This window comes from Paenibacillus sp. Cedars (assembly GCF_003184205.1).
Classification (GTDB): domain Bacteria; phylum Bacillota; class Bacilli; order Paenibacillales; family Paenibacillaceae; genus Paenibacillus_AQ; species Paenibacillus_AQ glucanolyticus.
The window spans coordinates 2,736,570-2,755,808 of the sequence record NZ_CP020866.1 but is presented as its reverse complement, the minus strand read 5'-3'; the positions used below and the strand labels follow the sequence as shown (position 1 = coordinate 2,755,808).

The window sequence follows — 19,239 nt, the reverse complement described above, 5'->3', positions numbered from 1 at the left end:
AAGGTTGAACGAAAAAAGCGATGGTTCTGTTCCATCGCTGTACTCTTTCATTCCGTTAGCAGAACCATCACTTGCGGGAGGCCGTATAGCCTGCTTTCTTATTTTGATCGTGCTATCGTTTCCCGTTAGTTTAATGGAAAATTCAATTTGCCTTCACTGCTTTGTCTTAATTAAGCATTTCTTAATAGGGCATTATACAATAACGATCTATATACTAGATACTTGGGATTCTGCTCAGCTCTTACTTCCACAAGCTGGTATAAACTTATTATAAGCATTTTATGAATGAGATTCCGTTTTTACGGATATCTTTGCTTTCAACGAAGGATATTTTCTATTCTATTAGCACAGAATTTATTACATAACCTTAATTCATTTAATCCGTAATTTTTTTAAGCTCAAAAATAGCTGCCTCTGATAACAAGATAAGCCTATTGTTATTAACAACAAAAAAACTTAAACCTACAGGTATTCTAAGTTTTGTAGAAGGGTCACTTATATCTATTGCTTTTACTACATCATTTATATTTAAGTCTGGGATATCTATTTTATATAATCTATAAAAAGAGTCAAAGTTATAGCATGTCGCTGTAATCTCATATAATGGATTTTTTAGTTCATATTGATAATTACTATAGTTTTTAAGTCCTTTTGATGAAAAAAAGTCTTTTTTGATTATAATTTCATCTCCAATAAATTTTTGCCCTGTTGGATATTCAGAAGCATTATTATATGAATTTGCAAATCCTAAAAGCTTCTCAACTTTCCAAGTTCCATAGAAATATTTTTCAGTTTTAGTATCCAAATTTATACGTTCTACAGTACAATATTTGGATGTGTTTTTTGGAATAATAGACTCATCCTTTTCAGGTTTAGGCGATGTCATTTCAACATTTCCACAAGCCGATACTAGCATCAACATTATCATAATACAAACCAATAATATTTTTTCATATTTCACACTCCCACTATAAAGTTATGTTTTCGCCTGTTTACTCGCTTGCTAACTGGAAGATTTGCTCAATAATGAGGCAGCGCGTATGATCCTGGACATATTCGTTATCATGTTGAGCGGCATAGATACCCATCTATGTAAACAACAGCCGTTTTACCAACTGCTTAGATGATTATATCAAATGTACCCCCTTATTTTGGGAGAGTTTTGTTATAACTAAACTGCCCGTTAGCTTAATGAAGTAGCATTGGGATCTTAGATATTCATCTAATCGGTAATCGGACTATGTTCTTGTCCATTACGGCAATCGGTACAAGTTCTTGTCTTTGACTCGGGACAAGAACTTGTACCGATAAAACAAAAAAGCCGCTAAAATAGCGACTTTCAATGGGTTAATGTTTTTGGTCTCCGACACGTTCCTTTTTTAATGAATTCTTCGCCATCTCTTACAAGAGCTTTTTATATGGATCTACCATTCTTATACTTAAAATATCCCAAATCTATTATACAATCTATACTTCAGACATTAGGAGTTCCCTATGTTAATGGAACGACTTCACAATTATTTGATTATTTAGAGATTGTGATACGTAACAAAGACATTTCCCTTCTGAAAATTGATGACGTTCAGGATCTAGTAGTCACAGTTCTTTGATACTTTAATATTCAAGATATCTCTCAGAGAAAATAAGTTTGAAATTTGTTTGTGCAGGCACTGGAATTATTGAGTTTTCATCACAAGTTGCGAGTAAAGTTTTTTACGGCTGCATTCTCATTAATTATGACAGCACACAGCCGATTTCAAACAACATATTTTCAGGAGGGATCATACTCTTCTTTTTATTATTACTAAATGAATGGTATTCAATATCGTTCTCCCTAATTATCCCGATAACAAGATGTAAATGTTTCTTATCTTTCGTGTAATCTGAAACAATATTTTCTAAATCCTCCATTGTAAAAAGTTATTCCTTTTAATTTTATGATTCATTAGTAAATCTGTATGAACCCTCTGGCCCCCCGAGTTCACCATATCATTATATTGCTCAGTATAACTATCGTAGCTCCCCACGTTCCTCCTCCTTATCTCATCAAATTTAGTCCCTAATCCATTATCCAGTCCATTGATATTCCATACTGGTGTAGCGTAATTTGCCTGTTAGCTTAATGATCTAGAGCGATGAAATGTAGCTAAATACTTACCTAATAGGCAATCGGGCTCCGATCGACAGGGCGAGTAGCTATTTATCGCCCTGAAGACGCTGAATAAGTAGCCGCAGTTTGTACGTTTCCAGGGCGCGGACCACAACCTCTCTCGGTGGATGGTATTTCTGTGATTGGGCGGGTGAATACTACTTGCTCCGATACACCGTCTCCCCGGCGACAACGGTCTCACGGACGAGAACGTCCCCTCCTTGGCCATCGTGGTCGAACAACGTAAGGTTCGCCGGACCCCCGGCTTCGATCATGCCCCATTGCGGCTCGTTCATCACTGCAGCCGGACGGCTCGTAACGGCGGAAACCGCCTCCGCCAGTGACATGTCCGTGTAGCGAACCGCATTCGCGATGCCAATGTCGAGAGAGGACGCCGAACCGGCCAGAATGGCCGGGTTCTTCACCGTGTGCAGGCGTCCCTCGGCGGTTAATTCCACCTCGCTGCCAATGAGGCTGCTGTATCGGCCAGTGGACATCCCCGCAAACATGACGGCATCGCTGACCAGCACGGCCTTGTCGCGTTTGGCACGCAGCATGGCCTTCAGCACTGGCGGTGCCAGATGATGGCCGTCCGGAATGAAGGTGGCCCAGAGCCGATCCTCCGCAAGCTGATGCCAGATATAATTCGGGTGCCTTGGCAGGACCGGCTGTGATCCGTTGCCCAGATGCGTGGACACGGTCGCCCCGGCCTCCACCGCCTGATCAAGCTGCGCTGCTGTCGCCATCGTATGTCCGATGGCAACAACAACACCTGCTTTCACAAATTTGCGAATAAGAGGGATGCTTCCCTCACGCTCCGGCGCGAGCGTCACCATCTTAATCATCCCCTTCGCCGCATCCTGCAGGCGCTGGAACTCCTCCCAATCCGGATTGCGAATATATTCCCGCGGATGTGCGCCACGGCTGCCATCTTCGCCAGAGAGATAAGGGCCTTCCATATGGATTCCGGCCAGCGAGGCGCTTCCATAACGACCAGATTGACGATATTCGGATAGTGCATGGAAGGCCTGGCGCATTCGGTCATAACTGCCTGTAATGACGGTGGGCAGATACAGGGCCACGCCCCGTTGATGCAGCGCCTTGGTTACACCTTCGATATCTCCATGCGAGGTTACCGTTCCGTTCAAGTCGTAACCGGCGAAGCCGTTCACCTGCAAGTCGATCCAGCCACTGCTGATCCAGGGCAAATCCGATGACGCCTCACGCGTCAGATCATCTAATTGAAGCGGTGCAACCTCCGTAATCCGCCCATCTTTTGCCCTCACTTCAACGGGATCTCCCGTATTGCTAAGCCTGCCGCGCCATAACATAAGCACCCCTCCTGTCCTTGATTCGACGTTCCTAACCGTTGATTCACGGCATAAATCGTTAAGCCCATTGATAAATCGGCGCTGCCGATTCTTTGTCCAGATACAGCCTCCAGCTAGGGTGTGTCTTCAAGATCGTAGCCGGCACATTGTGGTCTACGCCGCCTTGAATCGTGTTCAGAATAGCCGAAGCTTTCGCCTGATGAGGCACAACCGAGACAATATGGCGGCTCTTCAAGATCTGCTTCACCGTCATCGTAATCGCCTGTTGCGGGACATCCGCATTCGTGTCGAACCAGCCCTCCCGCACCTGCTGGGTTTTGCACGTATCGCTCAGGTTGACGATCGTATATGGCGACTCATTGTCAAAATCGGCCGGAGGGTCGTTAAAGGCAATATGCGCATTTTCTCCAATGCCGATCAAGGCCAGATCCACGGGCGCTTTGGCAATCTCATCATTGAGGCGCTCCACCGTTTGGCCTGCATCTCCCTCACCATCAATCAGCCATGCCCGCGATACGGGCGCATACTTCAAGAAGCGTTCCTTCAGATATTTGCGGAAGCTGGCAGGACGCGACTCGGGCAACCCGATATATTCGTCCAAATGGAACATCTCGATCTTGTCCCATTCTATATTCATCTTCACAAAATGCGACAAAAACTCAAACTGTGACGCGCCCGTGGACAATACGATACGTGCATGGCCCTGCTTTGCTATCGTATCTCGAAGAATGGCTTCGCAAGTGCGGGCCGCCTCTAAGCCTGCCTGATCTGCATATTCAAATATGTTCAGCTGCATAATGGAATTCCTCCTTGTGTTATCAATTTTTACACCAATGACGCTGCTATATAGAACCCATCAAGCGGAAGAAGCATCCGCTTCTCCAAATGCGACAGAGGAATTATCATGTTTGTAGTCATTTCATCGTCTGGATTAAGTATATTGCTTGTAAGTCTAGCTATACTTGCTGGCATTATTACCTATAAAAAAACGGTTCGTCCTGTTGCGCGACTTTCGTTGGCCGCCTCGATAAAACGAATGATCTCCAAAGTTTCCTCAACATCAATAGGACTGAGTTTAGATCGGAACATCTCCATAATTTGTTCCAATAAACTGGCATAGTAAGGCTTCTGATGCGCGTAGACATCCACCGCTTCCGAGCTGTTTTCCCGATGAATAACAGCACCGAATTGGGTATTTCCCCTTCGATTACCGCGAATCGTCCCGACTCGTCCATCTTTCCAGAGCCCTGTTACAAAGTCGTGATCGCCGTTATGGACAGAGCTGACTTGTAAACAACCCTTACCCATACCCGAGTAAAGCATATCGACCATGTGTATACCGTACCAGAACAGACCGGGCTGCGTCGATTGCAATGCCATTGGGCCATAGCAATCCATTCCTATAATCGGAGAATCTCCGCCTCCCCGCAGCTTTGTGGTCAGACCTTCGGCGTAACGAAGTGCGGAGCAGCTCATGATCGGTATGCCATGATGCTTTGCCAGCGCAGATATACTCTTGGCATCGCGGGAATTCACAGCAAAGGGCTTGTCGATAAAAACAGGCTTACGAAATGGTGCGAGCTTCGAGAATTGCTCCAAATGTATCCGGCCATCAACGGATTCCAGCATTAGGACATCGCTTGCCTCCGCTACTTCCTCGATCGAATCCATGATGCAAATACCGTAGTCTGCTGATAGTTTATCGGTGTAACCCTGAACTCTAGATGCACTTAGTTCAAAATCCGGGGATCCCCCGGGGAATGCCGCTACTACCCAGCCTCCTGGAACATGGTAAGGATGATCAGCTGAATTCAGCAGTTCTGTAAATGCCATAACATGCGAAGTATCCAATCCGATTAATCCGATTTTCAATAATTGTTGGCTCATAATGCTCCCTTCCCTTTTGCGAATCATTTTGTATGAAGCAATGATTAGCTGCCACAATAAGATATTATTTTCACATTACGATCCGCCTCTACAGTTGCTAGTGAAGCCAGGTATATATCGTCATGTGTAATCGCTGCTTGATTACCCTCTAACCGATTCAGAAAGTCACGGGCTATCCTGACTTCATCCGCTTCTCCAATGGGTACTCTCGTCAACTTCTGATTATGACTGACCTGCAGCAATAACGCCTCTTCGCTGATTAGCGGATCCCCCTCTAACCGCAGCTCAGCCACACCCTTCGTACCTGTAACGAATATTCTGCAGTCTCCCCAGGTCCAACTGCTCTCAGGATTATGCCAATCGGCATACAATTGAGCGAGTACGCCATTCTGTAAACACACCTGCAAGCTGGATAAATCATAAAAGTCTGGATATTCCGGAAATATCGTCTTGGCCATGTATCCGTCAATCGCTTTAATTTCACTGCCAGTCAGCCATCGAAGCAAATCGAAATCATGAATAAACAGATCGAAGATAATGCCTCCGTTCTGCTTTTTAGAAAAATGCCACGCTGGTCGGTTCTCATGCTGCAATCTATGCGGTTTTCTCATCGCAATATTGACAATCTTGCCAAGTTCACCGGAATCGATAAGCCGCTTTAACCTTCGGATGGATGGACGATATCTTTCGGTCAACAGCATGCCGACATGCACTCGTCCCCGCTCCATTACCTCTCTCAGCCTTACTAAATCTTCACTGTTCGTGACTGCAGGCTTATCAAGCATGATATGCTTTCCATGCTGCTCGCACAGTTCAATGATATCGATTTTTTCGTTGTTTATTGCGGCACAGCCTACAATTTCCACAGCATCGTTCAATAATGCGAGACGGTCCTCAACGATGGGGATATGATATCGGTGACTTATTGATTCCGCCAGCTTCCGGTTTCGTGGTTCGAATATTCCCGCACACTCCCAGCCCATCGCAAGCATTTCCTCGATAAATGCAGCAATATGTGCGTGCTCACAGCCGATGATGGCAAACTTTCGACTGATATCTTTCATCTGCTAGTCCGCCTCCTTTAGCTAGCTGCTAATGGGGATTCATACATCCCCATTAGCATTTGACAAAGCTGACCCCAGAATTTTCATATACGGATTATTGGTATTCCTGCAGATTAACGATCCTGCCTAAGTTACTGGATTCGTATGCGCTTAGTATAATGGCAAGTGATGCCCTGGCATCCTCACCCGTAATAATAGGTTGACGCCCTTCTTGCACTGCTAGGGCCATGTCATGAATCTGCATACGATGTCCATCCGGTATCGTCTTGAAGGGTTCAAACTGCGGAACAACGAATTCTTGATCAATCAGCTCAAAGACAGTGATTTGGTCTTCCGTCAATATGATCGTTCCAAGCTCGCCATGAATCACGATTTGATGTGCAGGCTGCTTATACGCGGTGGTTGTAGCTTCAACTGTTCCAATGGCACCATTAGCAAATTGCAGGAATAGAGCTGCGGTATCTTCGACTTCAATATTTCGAAGGACATGCTCAGCTTTTCCATAAACGGATACTACAGGTCCTGCCAGCCATTGAAGCAAATCAATGCTGTGAATGCCTTGATTCATTAAGACACCTCCGCCATCCATGCTCCAGGTTCCTCTCCAACCGGCGCTGTCATAATAGGATTGATGGCGATACGGTTTCACTAACGCTGTACAAAGACTTAATTTACCTAGATTTCCTTCTTCTATAAATTTCTTTACATACTGCGCAGCAGGAGACATTCTCCTAGGGAAGATGCTGGTCATGAGCACCTGATGATCCTGGCAAGCTTGTATCATCCGGTTGATATCATCCATTCGGATTGCAATCGGCTTTTCAACGATAACATGCTTTCCCGCCTTCGCGGCCATAATGGTTTGTTCCGGGTGCATGCCGCTTGGGGTACAGATGTTGATGACATCAATGTCTTCCTGCTTCAATAACTCTTCATAACTTGTATAATAAGGAACATCATGGAATTGTCCTATTTGGCGAGCGCGTTCCTCGCTTACATCACAGACAGCTGCTAAACTTGCCTCTTCTGTATTGAGGATCCCTTCAATATGAATACGAGATATAGCACCGCACCCAAGTATCGCAAACCGTACTTTATTGCTGCTTGAAATCATGCAGTAATCCTCCTCCAGTCATGTTTCACTGACCGCTCTGGCTTAAGCGCAGTATGATCATTTTCTCTACCGCATTGCCCGTTGCATGACTTTTCACAATGGACATCACATAGTCTTGTACGATCCCCTGATCGCGGATATTCCTCGCTCCGGTTTCTTGAATGGCGAAATCGATAAGGAATGCCAGCAATGGCTCAGCTATGCGATAGGCGCTACCGGGTTTCTGTGCGCTTAAGAAAGAATTCATCGAGTCTATAATGTCTCGCTGTGCTGCGGCCAAAAGATTTCGCAATTGCTCAACATATCCATCATCCTGCGGAAGGAGATCCAGAAGCACTTGGGATGTTCCATACAAGGCAATCATTTCTTCCAAAGCTTCCTCGATGAGGTCTGAACTTCCGCTTCGTTCCTTTATTTGTTCCATATTCGCAACCATTTCCTGGACAGTTATCCCGTTCATCATGCTGCTATAATGGCGGGTCAGCTGCTCCGCCGTTAACTCGTAATCATAAATCGCCACTTTCCCAATCGCACCTTCGAAGAAAGACCCGAAATCTCTCGTCCCAATACGGATCGGCGCAGTCCCGTTGCCTGGAATAATATTGTAGCCAGCAAGCACATCTTGATCCCGCAGTACGCCATTCTTATAAATTTTCGTATAGCCTGTCGGATATTTATTGCTGACATCTACAGTATTAATGACAAGAACATAATGAATCCATTCTCCAACCGTAACAGGGTCCTGGAAGTAAGATCCAGCGCCTAGTCCTCCCGCCAAGTTGAACGAATACCCGCTTATGCGGTTTGGCCGATTCTCCGTGTTCGTATAACTGTACATTCTTGAAGCCCAGGAGTGTTGACCCGGTTCTCCCTTCCCCATCCAATGGACATACCCGCTGCTCTGTTGTTTCGTGAATTCCAGCGTATCGGGGCGCATCCAGGCCTCGATGGTCAAGATGCCGTTCTTCGTAAGCTCTAAATCATCATGATCTGGAATCGTGTAATATTGATCGATTCCATTGAAGACGACAGCCGTATCGCCATTAGGTAAAACTGTGTTGACAGGATCCCCGGTGAAAGCTCCGTCATGCCCATGTCCGGTCTGATCTGAAGGGACTTTTGAATCCAATGCCCAGTAGCCGACGGGCTGATCCTCCAATATCACATCATCGTATGAGTAGACATCTGAAGCAGCAGCAGAACCATGCGGCAGACTGATGGTAATGATCAATGCTGCTAACGTTATGAGCAGCATTGATTTCCAACCGTTGTTTCGCATTTTCTTTTCTCCCTTCGACTCCGTATTATTGAGCGTCCAAGATGCGTTGATGGGCTGTTGTATGAATATCGATCAGTTGCTGAAGCCCTAAGTCTTCAATTTGCTTCACATATTGATCCCACTGATCTAAACTGAGTTCGCCCAGAATGAAATTGGCTATGCTTTGCTCCATTCTCTTTGTAATGCTATCACTTATCGTTGTGTTGGTCTCAAGCTCTTCATGTGTAAGAGCAGGCATCGGCTGCATCGGACTATCGTATTTTTCAGCCTCTCCATAAGCAGCTTGAAGTTCCTGCGAGGACAAGGACAAATGAGCGTCATAATCAATCCATGCGTAAGTGCCATTGGTAGCCAAGCCTGTTTTCTTTCTCAAATCAGATACATCCACAAACTCTGGAAGCATCTTTTTTTTCCCGTTTTCTGTTGTGAAAGTCACGCCTTCTTTTCCCCAACTCGCAGCGATTCTGCCTTCCTCGGAGTAGAAGAAATCCATGTATCTCATGACATCTTCAATTTGGTTTGAGGTGGATGCGACCGTCATACCAGACTGGACATAATGCAGATGAGGATTTAGTTGTTTGCCGCCAAGCTTGCCTGCTGGAGGAGCCATATTCGCCAAGTTGAATTCCGGATTATCAGCGCGAAGCGGTACGTTGAAGAAATCAATTCGTCCAATGTAGTCCATAGACATAAATGATCGGTTTGTTGACATCATATCCTGCCATGCCTTCGCATCCATCGTCAGGAAATCGGGAGGAATAAATCCTTCTTTATAAAATTTATTCAAATACTCGACCAGCAATTTGAAGTTATCTTCAATTGGTCCATACTTCCACTCTTTAGATTCGAAATTGTAATATAATTTATTGCTGGTATCGAAATTAACCGCCATATTGAGCAGTCGTTGGAAGCCGCCGCGGAAGCTGAGCGGGTAGCTGTCTGGATACAGCTCCTTCAACTGCTTAAGCACGTCGTACAATTCATCATAGTTGGCTGGTGATTTCAAGCCGTGCTTACTGAAGATATCCTCACGATACAGCCATACCATCCGATTCGTTTGACCAAACCCTTCGTTGGGGAATATATACATGCTTCCATCGGCCGCTAATGCCATCTGGGTCTGCTCGGGATATTGCTCCATCCATTTCTTGAAGTTCGGCATGAGATCGACATAATCCAGAATATTAGCTAACGCGCCTTCACTGCCATACCGATTAGCCAAAGCATAATTGGGCATATACATTAGATCGGGAAGATCCCCGCCAGCAATCGTTAAGCTTAACGTTTCACCAATCGTACCTGCCGGTACTTCTACATCGACTGTGGCATTGGTATATTCCTCAATCAAATCCCAAATTAACCACTCCTTGTCGTACGGCCAGCTTGCATGGGATTCGGTAAGCATTGTAAACGTTTTCTTTTCATCAAACTTGAAGACTCCCCCTTGTGCAGGCTGCGCAGTTTCTCCTGGCTTGTTCTTGCTGTCGGTATCCGCAGGGCTGACGACGTTACCCGTAGTTGGCTCATTCGAACTCGAGCAAGCAGCAACAATCGACATCATGAACATGAATACTACCAATAAAGATAATGGCTTTCTCATCGATAACAACATCCTTTCGGTTTCGATCGATTTATAAACCTTTCATCAGCCTTTAACTGAGCCAATCATGACCCCCTTGACGAAATACTTCTGAAGAAACGGGTAAACAAGCAGAATAGGCAGTGTTGAAACAATAATAGTAGCAAACTTTAAAGATTCTTCAACGATTAGATTATCACCTCCTACACTAGTTACATCGCTGTTATTCACCTGACCGGATAAAACGATATTTCTTAGTACAACCTGCAGCGGATATAGGTCGGAATCTCTTAAATAGAGCAATGCTTGATAGAAGTTATTCCATATGCCAACTGCGCAAAATAAGCCTATCGTTGCCAGAACCGCTTTAGATAAGGGCAGCACGATTCTCAAAAATATTCCAAAATCCGTTAATCCATCGATTCGTCCAGATTCTTCGAGTTCAATCGGAATGCCTCTGAAGAATGTCCTCATAATAATAAGGTTCCAAGTGCTTACTGCACCCGGCAAAACCATCGCCCAGAGGGTGTCCATCAACCCCATATCTTTCACAATCAAAAATGTGGGAATCATCCCCCCGGAGAAAAACATCGTAAACACAATGAGCATCATAAAAAACTTTTGAAACACCATCTCCTTCTTGGAGATCGCGTAGGCGCCTAAAGAAGTAACAACAAGGGCAACTAACGTACCTATCACTGTATACAAGATCGTATTCGTATATGCTGTAAAGATACGGGGGTCATTGAGAACCAGCTTGTACATATCCAAATTGAAGCCTTTTGGCCATAGCCAAACCTCGCCTCTGAGCACAAAAATATCTTTGCTTAGGGATACGGCAATCATGTAAAGGAATGGATATAACGTAACGATAACCACACCTAGCAGGACAATAACGTTTACAATATGAAATATACTGATTTTTCTCATTCTTCTCCCCCTTACCATAGACTCGTTTCGCTAACTTTACGACTCAGCAGGTTTGTGCCATAGACCAAGATGAGGCTAATTAGACCGGTAAACAAATCTATGGCTGTAGCGTAGCTATAGTTGCCGCCTATAATCCCAGTCCTGTAAACATAAGTTCCGATTACATCTGCTGTTTCGTAGGTAGCAGGATTGTACAGAAGAAACACCTTCTCAAAACCGACTTCAAGCACTCTGCCAACGTTAAGAATAAGCAGAATAATAATGGTCGGCGCCATTCCAGGCAGGGTAACGTTCAGCATTTGTTTCCAACGATTCGCCCCATCGATCTTGGCGGCTTCGTATAGCTGCGGGTCAATAGCGGTTAACGCAGCCAAATAGATGATGGTCTCCCAGCCCACATGCTGCCAAATATCGGATATGACATAAATGCTTCGGAAATAGTCCGGCTTCATTAGAAAATTAATCGGCTCAAAACCCAGCCACTCTATAAAACTGTTAATCATTCCTGTGGATGGAGAGAGAAACATAACAACCATCCCGGCTACAACGACATTAGATATGAAGTGAGGAAGATAACTGACCGTTTGGATAAAACGCTTAAACACTCCCTTTGTCACTTCATTGAGCAGTATGGCTAATATAATCGGAGCGGGAAACCCAAATATCAAATTGTATAAGCCTAATAAGAAAGTGTTTCTTATGATGATCAAAAAATCAGGATTTTTAAAAAACATCAGATAATTTTTAAATCCAACCCAATCGCTTTCCCATATGCCTTTGAACAAATTGTAGTTTTGGAATGAGATGACAACTCCAAACATAGGCAGGTATTTAAAAATTAAATAATAAAGCAAGCATGGAAGAAACATTAACAACAGATATCTGCCTTTAATTACGCGATTCATAAATGAATGTGAAAGGAAGTCCGTTTTTTCCATTATCCCTTCTCCTTACGCTCTATATTCTTTGTGACCTGCTGACTTATACCCGAATACTAACGGGAAAATGGGCTGAAACATACTGTCTCTTTTTTATTTTTTGTCTTTCTGCTGCTGTTTTTCGTAAATAGATGATAAACCTAGAAAAGTGACATCTACGGTGAAAAGTTAAATCTTTACAAAGCATTACAACATTCATTAGTCTAGATATAACGGAATTTATCAATCGGCTGATTAGGAGAAGGGAATGGGTGGGTTGAGGAAAATACTAAGAAGGTTAAAAAACAAAAGCAGTTCCTTACTGATAAGTTTGTTTGTGAGCTTTCTTATCATTATTGTTACCTTAGCTTCCTTTAACTTTTTCTCCATCGCCTTTTCCAAAAGCAATGTCCGTAATGAAGTTATTAAGTACAACACAACCAATCTGAACAACACAACGGAGAGATATGAGAAGCATTTTGAAATGATCAAAAATTTAATGTTTCATTTTCACTCGTCGGATCATGTTCAGTTTCTTGAAAAAAGCCAGGATAAAAGAAACTATTGGATCACCTATCAAACTTATAGGGACATTGGTGCGCTGCTAAATAACCACCTATTATATATGGACAATCTCATTCTTTATTTCAAGAAGGATTCTTTTGTCCTGGATAAAGATACAAGCTCTAATGCGGACATTTACTTTTCCAAGTTTTATTCTAGCGACAATTACCCGGTTGATTACTGGGAAAATCTATTAGAAGAGAAGTTTTCGAGCAAGTTGCTGCCCGCAGTCTATTTTCTTGAGCAAGATATAAGGAATACACCGCGATTAGTCGGCAGATCATTTCCCTTCCTGGTGAAAAACTCTTTTCAAAACAATTTTTATATGATTGCAATGATTAATGCGGATCAGTTGTTTAACAACTTCCATAATTCGATCAATGATCACTTCCATATTCTTGATCCTTCGGGTCAATTGATATTTTCTTCCGGACAAGGCAGTGCGGATAGCATTCCGATCCTGGATAACAGCAGCAATTTTACGAAGCATGGAGGTAACTACTACTTTCATAAAACTGGAGAAATTACAGGTTATACCTACATCAACGTCATTCCCGACAGCAATATTTCTGTTCATAAACGTATGAATATGACCTTAGTTACTTTGCTTGTCCTATCCGTAGTTATCAGCATTATTGCTTCCATCCTGTTCAGTATCCGACTCAACAGCCCTATAAAAAACATCGCTGACTCCATTCAACATCTGAACAAAAATGCCCCATACCGCAGCAAAATCAAAGAATTTGACATCATCAGCAGCGGGGTAACACAAATGATGCAATTAAATCGCGACATCCATGAGGATTTGAACAAAAAAAATGTACTGCTCAAGTACTACGCTTACACGAGCAAACTAAAAAATATTCATAGTCATATCCATGAACTGAAGCATATGGTTCTCTCCAAGAAGCCTTATCTTCTCATTCTATTTGAGTTCACCATTAAGAAAACCATGCTGGACAAAACCGAGTTGAAGGAAAGATGGACGTACTTTATTAAAGAATTTATTGATTACAAAGTTTCTCAAGCTTATGAGGATTCACTGACTTTTCAAATCGAAGAGAACCAAGTACTGTCCATTGTTACAGCAGAACCGAACAGGCTTAATGAAACGGAGGAAATTCTGGAGAGCATGAAGCAGGTCTTTGATCATGACCGGGAACATAGCTTTTTCACGATCTCTGTTAGCACCATTTATCAGGACACCCTTGACCTCAATGCCGCGTACGGTCAAGTGTTGGAATTAAACAAGCACAGAAGCTTTAATGACGAAACCCAAATTATACTGCGATCTAAGCCTAATAAAGATAGCTATCCTAAGCTATCGTCGCAAGACATGGAGCTTGAAAATAACGTACGTGCTGGGAATCTAAAAAACGTCACGGATTGGGTCTACCGAATACTCATGCACATGGAAAAAAGAGACTTATCGGCCAATCAATTTTATACGCTGTCAGAAGAAATCATTAACAAAGTACTGCGTGTCCTATATTCGCTTCGAATAAATACCGAGCCTTTGGGCGACCCCCTTGAACAACTAAGAGATTGCCATAACCCCGCTGAGTTAAAGGCATTTTTCGAGCGCTTTTTGGCACATGCAATCGAATGCATTGATCATCACAAGGATAAACGGGATCATATTATTGAGTTTGTATATGATTATTTAGAAACGCATTACGCTGAGGATATTACGTTAGATCTTGTGGCAGAAAAATTATATATTTCCGGAGGGTACCTCTCCACTTATTTTAAAGAGAAAACGGGAAGAAGCTTTATTGATTATGTTAATGAGGTACGGGTCAATAAAGCCAAAGCATTGCTCAAGAATAGCAATTTAAAGGTACAAGACGTTGCTATTCAATCGGGGTATCTCAATATGAATTCCTTTCATCGCATGTTTAAGAAGTTTACCGGGAACACGCCAAATCAATATCGGAGAAATGCCGATTGCTAATTGAAGGTCCGAATGTTCATACCCGTTAGCTGAACAAAAACAGCCGATCCACGTGGATCGGCTGTTACAAAACCTCCTGTGAAGGTATCATCCATTGACATCTAAATTCATCTGGCCAACCAACTTCCTGCTCTCGTCCGTATTATGGCTCAATAATTTGTCTGCCTACATTCACATCGTCTACCTTCCATTGGTTATCAACAAATTTATAGAATACATAACGATCAACGAGCTCAAGATTGATAGGACCGCTTTCAAAGTAAGCAGATTGGTGCATTCTCGCCGCGGTGGTGCTGTTGTATTCAATTTCGGCCTTTTTTGATAGTAAAGCGTTATTTTTAATGCCATGACTGTGAATGATCTTGTTTATAAATGAGTCCGTGAAATAAGGTCTGAAATGTGTTCGGATTTGCGAATAGCTTGAGAGATCGGTGGCTTTATTTATCTTCTCATTAAGTACGTTTATTCTCTCTTGACTCATTCTCCAATGCTTCTGCGGCTCTGTATGGATAAAGACCTGTTGCAGACCGATTGTAATGGTTGTTTTTCGTTCTTGTTCGGACCACAGCGCGGTTCCGCCAAAGGCTTCAACAAATACACGTGCGGGTACATAAGTTGTTCCATTATCAATTTTTGCTGGCACATCAAGGTGGAAAGCAGCGTTATTTAATAAACCAATGCGAGAATTTACACGCAGTAATAGCTCTCGTTTGCCACGAATCATCGTAATGCTTTTTTTTGCCTGGCTCCAAGTTACTTCTGAATTGAATCTCTCTGAAACAGCACGTAATGGAATGAGCATTCGTCCATTTACAATTTTTCCATTGTCAATCGTATTCGAAAAATTATTAGCAAAGCTTATCGCTGGATTACCGATTAGTAACGTACACACTAAAGAGAGTGTTAGTGCGAGTATTGTTTTTTTCATAGGATGACTTCTCCCACGGTTCTAAAATTCTTGCCCCTAACTTTATACTAGTGTTAATTAGACCCCTTCATGCTCTTAGCAGAATAAAGTCTAAAACAATCCCTCCAGCAAATTATGCCGGAGGGATCAGGTAGTACGTAATGATACTATTTTTGCTCAAATATGATTACAGTTTTAGGATTCGCCATGTATTCTACAGGGGATCCTAACAGCTCGGACACTAAGCGTACGGGTATGAACGAACTATTCTTCTTCAACAGTAACGCTTTTGCGGCTTGAAGGGGAAGGAGTAAATAAATCCTGTATTATTTAATAGTCTTAGCTTATCCATTGTTATTGATGTTACTTCTCAATAAATAGGAACAAGTGTTTTGTTGTTTGAAGTATTCTCAGGTAAGCATAAAACGCCTTCTAATTGGAGAGCATTCGCATTAAACTTTCCTCGTATTTTTAATTTGCTGAAAATTATTGTTTTAGACTTTCTGTAGTAGATACTAAATTCTTCAGGTTCTTATCGAAGAACTCTAGCATCGAATGGATTCTTGCTCTTGTTATCCGCTGTTTCTATAACTTGGATATGGAACAATTATCCCAAGTGCTCAAGCGATTGCTCGTTAAATCATCTCCAAAAGAAAAGATTGGACTTGCCACATCAACCTTTTAGATTCTCGCAGACCTAGGTGCAGGCTGAATAAAACATCGAATCAAATGACCCGATGTTTTATTCCTTTATATTTTATAAGTTATTGAACCATTCATCGTCTACAGGTTCCAACCATTCAGTTTCTCCAGGTGTCATTGCTAAGTGCACAAACCAACTATCTTTTGTTGCACCATGCCAATGTTTTACATGCGGCGGGATATTAACTACATCCCCCGTCTTAAGTAATCGGGCAGGTTCTCCTTCTTTTTGATACCAACCCTCTCCACCTGTAACTAGTAAAACCTGTCCTACTTTATGAGAGTGCCAATTATTACGAGCACCCGGGGCAAAGGTTACATTCCCGATTGATGTATTAAGTGGCGTCGGATCGGTAAACACCATGTGTAAGTATGCATTTCCGACAAAGTTTGTTTCAACTTGTTCTCCTAACGGGAAGATTGTGCTGTTACTTAATTCTTCTTTTGCCATATTTAATCCCTACCTTCTTTTATTTTTTATAGATTTCTTTTGCGATATTAAATGCTGACCAAGCTTTGGGCCATCCTACATAAAATGAAAGATGACACTTAAAGAGCCGCCCCCCCAATAAAAGGACGAGGCTCTGACCAAACCAGAGCGCATTCTGCGGGAGATGATGCCATGACCTCTTCTCTTCCGTCTTCATACTGAATTATCCTGCCCGTTAGCGTATTGAATTTGCATGGAACATAGTTAGATACTTATCTAGTCGGTAATCGGCTCATGTTATTGTCCTTTACGGCAATCGGTACAAGTTCTTGTCCTTGACTCGGTACAAGAACTTGTACCGATAAAACAAAAAAAGCCGCTAAATTAGTGACTTTCTATGGGACTATGTTCTTGTCCCTCGACACATCTCTTCAACAGCTATTTACGAAAAATGATGTTAATTTAGTCTTCACCTTCAATATAATCAATTAATGAATTTAATGATCTATAATTTTCTTTTGGTGAAAGAACATAAAAAAATCCTGAATCTTCTTCTTTAAAAAAGGACCCCCCTCCTCCGAAATTTAGTACTATATAGGATCCATCTGTTTTTTTTATGCGTACTTCTCTGTAAAAGTCCGCCGGTGGAGAATCATCGGGATCCATTGCATGATTGTGGTTTAAAATATTCAATAATTTATTAATATTATTTTCCTCATGTGTTTCTCCGGCAATATCATCTGAATTCAACATGTGCGTTGTCACACGTACAACTTCATTGGCTGATATACTGAAAGCAGGTATTTCTGATTGGCTTACTTCTTGACGATATTCAACCACATTCTGGTTGGATGAAGATTTACAAGACACCAGAATAATTAACAATAGTACAATTAAAATGATGAAACCTCCAAGCCATCTCATTCCTTTTCCCTCTCATTTTTATCGATTTTTATTCTATAATAAATAACGCCATTAACTTCCCCAATGTTGCAATGTACGCTCAACAACGATGTGATATCCAGCGATACAATATGTTACAGCTTATGACGCTGCTTCTAAGCAAACAAACCATCATTGTATAACCAATTCTAAGACGTCCATGTATTTAGTAAGGATTCTCAACACTCTTGATTTTCTTACACATTCACGCTGTTACGCTAAGCTGCCCGTTAGTTGAACAAAAGCAGCCGATCACGTTGATCTGCTGCCTTCTTGTTTTAATGAGCTATCGTACCCGTTAGTTAAATGATCAAATTAGAACAACTTGGCAAGTTTGATATCTTCAAAAGGTGCGTTTTTTTTGATATCAAATACCCGCACGAATGATACATCAAAGCTTGGAAAAGGAGATAATGCTTCTCTCGCAGCCAATTTCATTTCTATAATTTCTGCTTCATTCATGCCCCATTTTGTTTGACCCAAATGTGGAATGAAGTGATCCAACTCTATATACCTATCAATAAGTTCGGGCGGTGGGGAAACCGCATCTAACAAGATCTTGTGTAGATTATATATTTCTTTCGATTCAACGCTAAGGAATGTAACCGCTGTTCCGAATGTTGCTGGTTCAGACAAAGTTAACTGGAAGATTGGAAATAAAGAACAAGTTTCTCTTACTTTTTCAAGCCAATTCATATCCTCCGTAAGTCCACTTTGGGATACTTATCTAATCGGTAATCGGCTCAAGTTCTTGTCCTTTTCGGTAATCGGTACAAGTTCGTGTCCTCGAACCGGGACATGAACTTGTACCGATAAAACAAAAAAGCCGCTAAAATAGCGACTTCTAATGGGACTATGTTCTTGTCCCCCGACACGTAGGTTCATCCATCACATAGATGCCGTCCTGCTTGTGCAGCTCGATGGCCAGCTTGATCCGCTGGCATTCACCGCCGGACAGCTTACTCAGCGGCTGGCCGAGCGACAGATAGTCCAGTCCAGCCCGACGTCGCTCATCGCCTGCAGTTTACGCACAATGTCTCCGCTGCCCATGCCGAAGTAATCGATCGCTTCACTTACAGTCATGGACAGCACATCGGCGACGGAGCGTCCGTTCAACTTATACCGGAGCACTTCCTCCTTGAATCGTCTGCCGCCGCATACATCGCAAGGTAACTTAACTTCATCCAGGTAAGCGAGATCCGTGTAGACAACGCTGAGCCCTTGGCAATGCTCGCAAGCCCCTTTGGAGTTGAAGCTGAACAGCCCAGGATTGACCAGGTTGGCTGTTGCGAAAGTTTTACGCACATCATCCATAATCCCCGTGTAGGTAGCAGAAATGGATCGGTTGGATACACCGACCGCGGACTGGTCGATCGCGATCGTCGTCGGGATACTTCTGCATGAATACATGGTTGATGAGCGAGCTCTTACCCGACCCGGCCACACCTGTTGTCCTACCGGAATGCGATGCATATAACAGAGCATATCGG

15 protein-coding genes and 1 pseudogene are annotated in these 19,239 nt (G+C 42.8%); 1 reads left to right on the top strand and 15 read right to left on the bottom strand.

Translation table 11 applies throughout. The annotated features are described in order from the left end of the window. Positions 1-376: 376 nt before the first annotated feature. The 10 genes from B9D94_RS14325 to B9D94_RS14280 form a co-directional block, all read right to left on the bottom strand. Positions 377-961 carry a hypothetical protein gene (locus B9D94_RS14325; RefSeq protein ID WP_253806161.1) on the bottom strand — a complete coding sequence of 195 codons (585 nt, stop codon included), beginning with the start codon at positions 959-961 and terminating at the stop codon, positions 377-379. A 1,346-nt stretch (positions 962-2,307) separates the two neighbouring features. Further along, positions 2,308-3,480: an N-acetylglucosamine-6-phosphate deacetylase gene (nagA, locus tag B9D94_RS14320; RefSeq protein WP_148247321.1), complete on the bottom strand. Its 1,173-nt coding sequence runs from the start codon at positions 3,478-3,480 to the stop codon at positions 2,308-2,310. A 58-nt stretch (positions 3,481-3,538) separates the two neighbouring features. Further along, the gene (locus B9D94_RS14315; RefSeq protein WP_148247320.1) at positions 3,539-4,276 is read right to left on the bottom strand and encodes a glucosamine-6-phosphate deaminase; all 738 of its coding nucleotides are present in this window, start codon (positions 4,274-4,276) and stop codon (positions 3,539-3,541) included. A 182-nt stretch (positions 4,277-4,458) separates the two neighbouring features. Beyond that, entirely contained in the window at positions 4,459-5,367 is a 909-nt protein-coding gene (locus B9D94_RS14310; RefSeq protein ID WP_148247319.1) for a Gfo/Idh/MocA family oxidoreductase, read from the bottom strand. A gap of 44 nt (positions 5,368-5,411) precedes the next feature. Next, entirely contained in the window at positions 5,412-6,431 is a 1,020-nt protein-coding gene (locus B9D94_RS14305; RefSeq protein ID WP_148247318.1) for a Gfo/Idh/MocA family protein, read from the bottom strand. 94 nt (positions 6,432-6,525) lie between these two features. Continuing rightward, positions 6,526-7,545: a Gfo/Idh/MocA family protein gene (locus tag B9D94_RS14300; RefSeq protein ID WP_148247317.1), complete on the bottom strand. Its 1,020-nt coding sequence runs from the start codon at positions 7,543-7,545 to the stop codon at positions 6,526-6,528. Positions 7,546-7,570: 25 nt separating this feature from the next. After that, positions 7,571-8,824, bottom strand: a complete 1,254-nt coding sequence (locus B9D94_RS14295) for a LamG domain-containing protein (RefSeq protein ID WP_148247316.1) — start codon at positions 8,822-8,824, stop codon at positions 7,571-7,573. A 25-nt stretch (positions 8,825-8,849) separates the two neighbouring features. Then, a complete protein-coding gene (locus B9D94_RS14290; RefSeq protein ID WP_148247315.1) occupies positions 8,850-10,424 on the bottom strand; it encodes an extracellular solute-binding protein in 1,575 nt (524 codons plus the stop codon). Between the two features lie 45 nt (positions 10,425-10,469). Further along, complete coding sequence (locus B9D94_RS14285; protein ID WP_148247314.1) at positions 10,470-11,333, bottom strand: carbohydrate ABC transporter permease; 864 nt, start codon at positions 11,331-11,333, stop codon at positions 10,470-10,472. 11 nt (positions 11,334-11,344) lie between these two features. Next, positions 11,345-12,271, bottom strand: coding sequence for an ABC transporter permease (locus B9D94_RS14280; RefSeq protein WP_148247313.1), 927 nt, complete (start codon positions 12,269-12,271; stop codon positions 11,345-11,347). A 247-nt stretch (positions 12,272-12,518) separates the two neighbouring features. Here B9D94_RS14280 and B9D94_RS14275 point away from each other — a divergent pair, with 247 nt between their 5' ends. Next, entirely contained in the window at positions 12,519-14,768 is a 2,250-nt protein-coding gene (locus B9D94_RS14275; protein WP_148247312.1) for a helix-turn-helix domain-containing protein, read from the top strand. Positions 14,769-14,910: 142 nt separating this feature from the next. On the opposite strand, the gene B9D94_RS14270 is transcribed toward B9D94_RS14275, so the two are convergent. The 5 genes and pseudogenes from B9D94_RS14270 to B9D94_RS14245 all read right to left on the bottom strand — a co-directional run. Beyond that, positions 14,911-15,696 (bottom strand): stalk domain-containing protein, encoded by a 786-nt coding sequence (locus B9D94_RS14270; protein WP_148247311.1) that lies wholly within the window; start codon positions 15,694-15,696, stop codon positions 14,911-14,913. 736 nt (positions 15,697-16,432) lie between these two features. After that, the gene (locus tag B9D94_RS14265; protein WP_148247310.1) at positions 16,433-16,828 is read right to left on the bottom strand and encodes a cupin domain-containing protein; all 396 of its coding nucleotides are present in this window, start codon (positions 16,826-16,828) and stop codon (positions 16,433-16,435) included. Positions 16,829-17,269: 441 nt separating this feature from the next. Beyond that, positions 17,270-17,731 (bottom strand): hypothetical protein, encoded by a 462-nt coding sequence (locus B9D94_RS14255; protein ID WP_148247309.1) that lies wholly within the window; start codon positions 17,729-17,731, stop codon positions 17,270-17,272. A 333-nt stretch (positions 17,732-18,064) separates the two neighbouring features. Further along, a complete protein-coding gene (locus B9D94_RS14250; protein ID WP_063479562.1) occupies positions 18,065-18,445 on the bottom strand; it encodes a 2'-5' RNA ligase family protein in 381 nt (126 codons plus the stop codon). Between the two features lie 178 nt (positions 18,446-18,623). Further along, positions 18,624-19,199, bottom strand: a pseudogene (locus tag B9D94_RS14245) (ATP-binding cassette domain-containing protein); the annotation flags it as partial. Positions 19,200-19,239: the final 40 nt, after the last annotated feature.